Raw genomic sequence first — 5,483 nt, forward strand, 5'->3', positions numbered from 1 at the left:
AATTATAAAAAGTGGGTACTCTAAGAGGGATACATAAAGTATCTCTCTTTTTTTGACCACAGGAGGCTCCCATGGAAAAAACAAAAATTTCCTCTGATCTGAAAGAAAATGAAGCTTATATACGTGCCAGATGTGAAAATTGTGCGGACATTCTGATCCGTCCCATGCGCCTGGGCGACAGCTGGAAGATAGACTGCCTTATGGTATATATCGAAGTGGCAGTTTCTAATATGATGCTGGATGATTCCGCTATTGGAAAAATGGTAAATCACTTCTGGGAAATCTCACCGGAGCAGATCCAGGATTTTATGCGGAACAACAGCCTGGGTATCGCAGATGTAAAGAAGTTTGACAATATGGAAGAAGCCTTTGCAGCTCTTCTTGCCGGAAATGCTCTCTTCTTTATGGACGGCTATGATAAGGCTATGAAGATATCAAGTAAAGGATATCCGAATATGGGAGTGTCCGGAGCAGAGACAGAAAAGGTGCTTCGGGGATCCAGAGAAGGATTTTCTGATTCGGTAAAAACAAATTCTGCTCTTGTAAGGAAACGGCTTCGGGATACCCGGATGAAAGTTGTGGAAACAAGTGCAGGTATCCGGTCAAATACCATGATCCAGATTCTTTATATTGAAGATCTGGTTCATGAAGAGCTTCTGGAGAAAGTAAAAGAAAGACTGGAGGAATTTGAGATCGACGGCATACTGGACAGCGGGATGCTGGAACAGCTGACAGAAGAAACATGGTACTCCCCGTTTCCTCAGTACCAGACAACAGAACGTCCGGATCGTGCGGCCCAGGAACTTTTAAATGGAAAGATTGTTGTGATCTGTGACAATACTCCTTATGCTTTGATCCTGCCAAGTTCTTTTAACGGATTTATGGAAAGCAGTGAGGACTGGTATCATCATTTTGAAATGGCTTCTTTTCTGCGGATCCTTCGGTATCTGGCGCTGATCATGTCGGTACTTCTTCCAGGGCTGTATCTTGCCGTGATCCGGTTTCACACACAGATCCTTCCTACAAATTTGCTTCTGTCTTTTGCCGAGGCAAGAGAAGGCGTGCCGTTCTCCAGTGTAACAGAACTTGTTTTTCTGGAACTGTCTTTTGAGCTGATACGGGAGGCAGGAGTACGGGTGCCGGGATCTCTGGGAAACGCCATAGGAATAGTGGGTGGTCTGATCGTTGGCCAGGCTGCCGTAAGTGCCAATCTGGTCAGCCCAATAGTAGTGATGATTGTGGCGCTGACAGCTCTTGGAGGAATGGTGATACCAAATGAAGAATTTGCTTCGGCATTTCGGCTTTTAAAGTATCTGTTTCTGTTTTTGGGAGGATATCTGGGTATTTTTGGTATCGTACTGGGAATTTATATGACTGTGGCACATCTGGCAGGACTTTTAAGCTTTGGCATGCCATATCTTCTGCCTTTTGTAAAAAAGGAGCCGGTGAAAGATGTAGGCGACGGGATCCTGAGACTGCCTTTTCGTAAACGTCAGTTCCGCCCTCTTTATGCACGCAGGGAACAAAAGCTCCGTCTTCGAAGGAGGAAATAATAAGTATGGACTATGCAGATAATAACAGAATTTCTCACCGACAGCTCTACAGACAGATGGTTCTTGCTTTTTTGGCACCGACGCTCCTTTGTCTTCCGGGAAGAGGGCAGATTCTGGGAGCGGCGGGAATCATCGGAACAATGCTGGCAGGTGTTTTTCTGATTTTGTACAGCTTTTTTCTCCGGCGTCTGGTTCCCTGGTATTCTGATCCGGTAAAAATGCTGGGACCGATTGCAGGACGACTGACAGGGCTTTTCTTTTTGAGTTATGTGATCCTTGCCAATGGTTATCTTTTATCTCTGACAGGGAAGCTGGTGCCGTCTGTGCTGGTAACAGGAATTCCGGGAACCGTGATCATTTTTTTTACAGTTTTTATATGCAGCTTTGGTACCTGTAAAGGAATGCAGAGAAGAGGAAGGATGGCAGAGGTATCAGGGGGAGTTCTTTTGGGAGGAATACTCCTGCTGCTGCTGCTTTGCATGGTACAGATCCGTATTGCTTATCTGAAGGAAATGCCGGTTCTGTTTTCGGGGCAGGATACCCTGAAAAGTTTTTATGGGGTATTATGTGCTTTTTCCGGTATTGCACTTCTTCCGTTTATGCTGCGTGATGTAGAAAAAAGAAGCACTGTGGGAAAAACCGTAGTTGTTGGAATTCTGACACTTGCCGGACTTCTGGCAGGAATTCTTTTTTTGCTTCCGGCTGTACTGGGGTGGGACAGACTGCAGCAGGAATCCTATCCGGTGCTGCCGCTTCTGGCAGGGGCAGATCTTCCGGGAAACGTACTGGCAAGGTTTGATGTGCTGTGGATGGGGTTCCTTCTTTACAGTTTACTTTTTGCAGTGGGAAGCCTGTTTCATTATGGACACCAGATTCTGATCAGATCGCATATGGGAAAGGGACGATGGTGGCTTCCGGCAGCTGTTTTTGCAGCAGCGGTGATAAATACAGATGGAAAAGGAATTGAAGCTGTGTTCGGGTCATATCTGGGGTATGTATTTGTACCGGGGCTGATTCTGATACAGGGAGGAATGCTGCTTAACAGAAAGAAAAAAAGACAAAAAAAGGTGATTGGCTGTCTTTGCGTAGCTTTTTTGCTGTTTCTCAGCGGATGTGCAGCGATAGAGCCGGAAAAAAGAATGTATCCTCTTGCTTTGGGCGTAAATACTTCAGAAGAGGGGTTCTCTCTGATATATGGAACGCCGGACCTTCCAAAAGCTACGGGACAGGAAAAAGAGGAAGAAGAAAAGGAATCTTCTGTTTTGTCTGTTACAGGAAGAGATTTTGTACAGATCAGGGAAAAATATGACCAGTCTCAGGAAAAATATCTGGATATGAGCCATATTCAGGTGATCCTGATGGGAAATCAGCTTGTGGAAAGCGGGAGATGGACAGAATTCCTTACCTATCTGGATCAGGATCCTTTTGTTGGAGAAAATGTTTATGTATTTCAAACGGAAAATCCTTCAGCCGTTTTAGCCTGGGACAGCGGCGGAACCTCTATAGGAGAATACCTTACAGGACTTTTGGAGAACCGTCTCCCGGATCAGCAGAAAAAGGGAATGACTTTACGCCAGGTTTATCATCAGTGGTATAAGAATGGAACTCTTCCGGCTCTTCCGGCGATCCTTCTGGAAAATGAAGAGATCCGGGTATATCTGGAATAAAAGAACAGAAACTGTCCATACTCTGAATAGTAATATAAGGAGGCAATGAGGAATGGAATGGTTAAAAGAGAAAAGAAACAGACTGCTCGTTTCTGTTCTTGCCGCCATGGCCGCGGCAATACTGGTGGCAGGAGGTGTCAGGCTTCCAAAAACCTGCAGGACGGCAGCATGGTGGGGAACAATATATCCGGAATTTTGTTTTTCTGAAAAGGAGGAGGACCATCCTCGAAAGATAGCCTTTCGTCTTGCGGAAGTTCTGGATTGGTGATATGATATACAGGCTAAGAATATTGAATATGCATATTAGTTCAGAAATGGAGAATGGTATATGAAGCCAGACAGAGATGCGCCTATTGGCGTATTTGATTCCGGCGTGGGCGGTCTTACGGTTGCCCGCGAGATCATGCGGAATCTTCCGTCAGAAAAAATTGTATATTTTGGAGATACAGCCCGTGTGCCTTATGGGTCAAAATCAAGAGAAAATATCATCCGCTATTCAAAACAGATCATTCATTTTCTTATGGAGCAGCAGGTAAAGGCTATTGTGATCGCATGTAATACAGCAAGCGCATTTGCGCTGGATGAGGTAAGGGATGAATTTGAGATTCCCATTATCGGTGTGATCGAACCGGGAGCCAGGGTTGCGGCTGAGGAAACAAAGAATAAAAGAGTGGGAGTCATTGGAACGGTGGGTACTATTGACAGCGGGATCCATGCTTCTTATCTGAAAAAACTTGATCCGGATATAACGGTGATCGGTAAGGCCTGTCCTCTGTTTGTTCCTCTTGTGGAGGAAGGCTGGCTTCATGATCCTGTGACCATGGAGGTTACAGCCAGATATCTTCAGGAATTTAAGGACAAAAATGTAGATACTCTGATCCTGGGCTGTACTCATTATCCTCTTATCCGATCTACGATCCGGGAGTTTATGGGAGAGGAAGTGCGGCTTGTGAATCCTGCATATGAAACAGCCCTGGATCTGAAAGCGCTTCTTCAGAAAATGGATCTGGTCAGCTCAGGACAGGAGCAGGAAGAATTTCCATATCGTTTTTATGTCAGTGATCTGGCAGATAAATTCAAAGCCTTTGCAGGCTCGATCCTGCCTTACGATGTGGAAACAACTAAAAAAATAGATATCGAAAAATATTAGGAGGCACTTATGGACAAAAACGTACTGATACATGTGCGTGGACTTCAGATGATGGATGCAGGAGATGAACAGGAACCCATAGAGCTTGTTGTTCCCGGAGAGTATTATTTCCGTAATGGAAGCCACTATCTCAGATATGAGGAGATACTGGATGAAAGTTCCCAGCCTACTATCAATTACATAAAAATGTCTTCCGGAAGTATGGAAGTCAGGAAGCAGGGGCTGGTCAATGTACATATGGTATTCGAACAGGGAAAAAAGAACATGACTCTGTATACCACTCCTTTTGGTACTTTGCAGATGGGAATTGCGGCCACAGGGATGAAACTGAGGGAAAGCGAAAACAGTATTGATATGAAGGTGGATTATGCGTTGGATATGAATGAAGAGCATGTGGCAGACTGCTATCTTTCCGTTCAGGCGCAGCCGGCAGATTCAAAAGATTTTGTGTTATAAAAAAATGAGGCTGTTGCAGCAGCAGCCTCATTTTTTTTGAACTTTATTTTTCTTTTTTACTGAACATTCTTTTAAAGAAGCCTTTCTTTTTCGCAGGCGGTGTGTCAAGGTGACCTCGGATACCGCGTACGCCTACAATGTACAGACCACTGATATCAGCTTTTACTTCTTTTTTGATCGGAATCTGCTCAAAAATCTTTTCGTCTGCGATCATAATGGAAATCTTGGGACCAATCTTTGCCTTAACGATGGGAAGTTTGGTACGGCGCAGATATTTAGGCGTCTGATCGATAACCATCTGGGGAAGACCGGATTCCTTTAAACGAAGACGTTTCTTATCAATGACCAGCATAGAGACCGTCTGTTTTGAAGCTTCAATCTGTGCCTGCTGTTCTTCCTGTTTTTTTTGTGCCTTTTTCCCAAAAAAATAAAGTGCGATCATTGCAACGATGAGGACACCCAGGATAACCAGAAGAACGATGGTAAATGTATTCATAAATACCCTCCTCAATATGTAAAATTATTTTTCTCCGGACAGGCAGATATGAAAGGAAGGCCTGTAAAGAGATGCTTTGTCATGCGAAGTATATTTTATCATTAATCCGTCTAAAAGGCAAACAGTTTCGAAGGAAAAGGGGAAAATGAATTTAGATTGAA

General features: G+C 44.3%; 6 protein-coding genes. 5 read left to right on the forward strand and 1 reads right to left on the reverse strand.

What is annotated here, in order from left to right; genetic code table 11:
• Positions 1 to 71: 71 nt before the first annotated feature.
• Genes RDS42_RS12000 through RDS42_RS12020 form a run of 5 tightly spaced genes read left to right on the forward strand, consistent with a single transcriptional unit; the run spans position 72 to position 4,826 of the window.
• Positions 72 to 1,553 (forward strand): spore germination protein, encoded by a 1,482-nt coding sequence (locus tag RDS42_RS12000; RefSeq protein ID WP_308783868.1) that lies wholly within the window; start codon positions 72 to 74, stop codon positions 1,551 to 1,553.
• 5 nt (positions 1,554 to 1,558) lie between these two features.
• Complete coding sequence (locus RDS42_RS12005) at positions 1,559 to 3,220, forward strand: GerAB/ArcD/ProY family transporter (protein ID WP_308783869.1); 1,662 nt, start codon at positions 1,559 to 1,561, stop codon at positions 3,218 to 3,220.
• 52 nt (positions 3,221 to 3,272) lie between these two features.
• Positions 3,273 to 3,488, forward strand: coding sequence for a hypothetical protein (locus RDS42_RS12010; protein WP_308783870.1), 216 nt, complete (start codon positions 3,273 to 3,275; stop codon positions 3,486 to 3,488).
• Positions 3,489 to 3,548: 60 nt separating this feature from the next.
• Positions 3,549 to 4,370, forward strand: coding sequence for a glutamate racemase (gene murI, locus RDS42_RS12015; RefSeq protein WP_308783871.1), 822 nt, complete (start codon positions 3,549 to 3,551; stop codon positions 4,368 to 4,370).
• Between the two features lie 9 nt (positions 4,371 to 4,379).
• Positions 4,380 to 4,826, forward strand: a complete 447-nt coding sequence (locus RDS42_RS12020) for a DUF1934 domain-containing protein (RefSeq protein WP_308783872.1) — start codon at positions 4,380 to 4,382, stop codon at positions 4,824 to 4,826.
• 43 nt (positions 4,827 to 4,869) lie between these two features.
• On the opposite strand, the gene RDS42_RS12025 is transcribed toward RDS42_RS12020, so the two are convergent.
• On the reverse strand, positions 4,870 to 5,322 hold the full coding sequence (locus tag RDS42_RS12025) for a hypothetical protein (protein WP_308783873.1): 453 nt from the start codon (positions 5,320 to 5,322) through the stop codon (positions 4,870 to 4,872).
• Positions 5,323 to 5,483 lie beyond the last annotated feature (161 nt).

Source organism: uncultured Blautia sp. (assembly GCF_902497045.1).
In the GTDB taxonomy this organism is placed as follows: domain Bacteria; phylum Bacillota; class Clostridia; order Lachnospirales; family Lachnospiraceae; genus Blautia_A.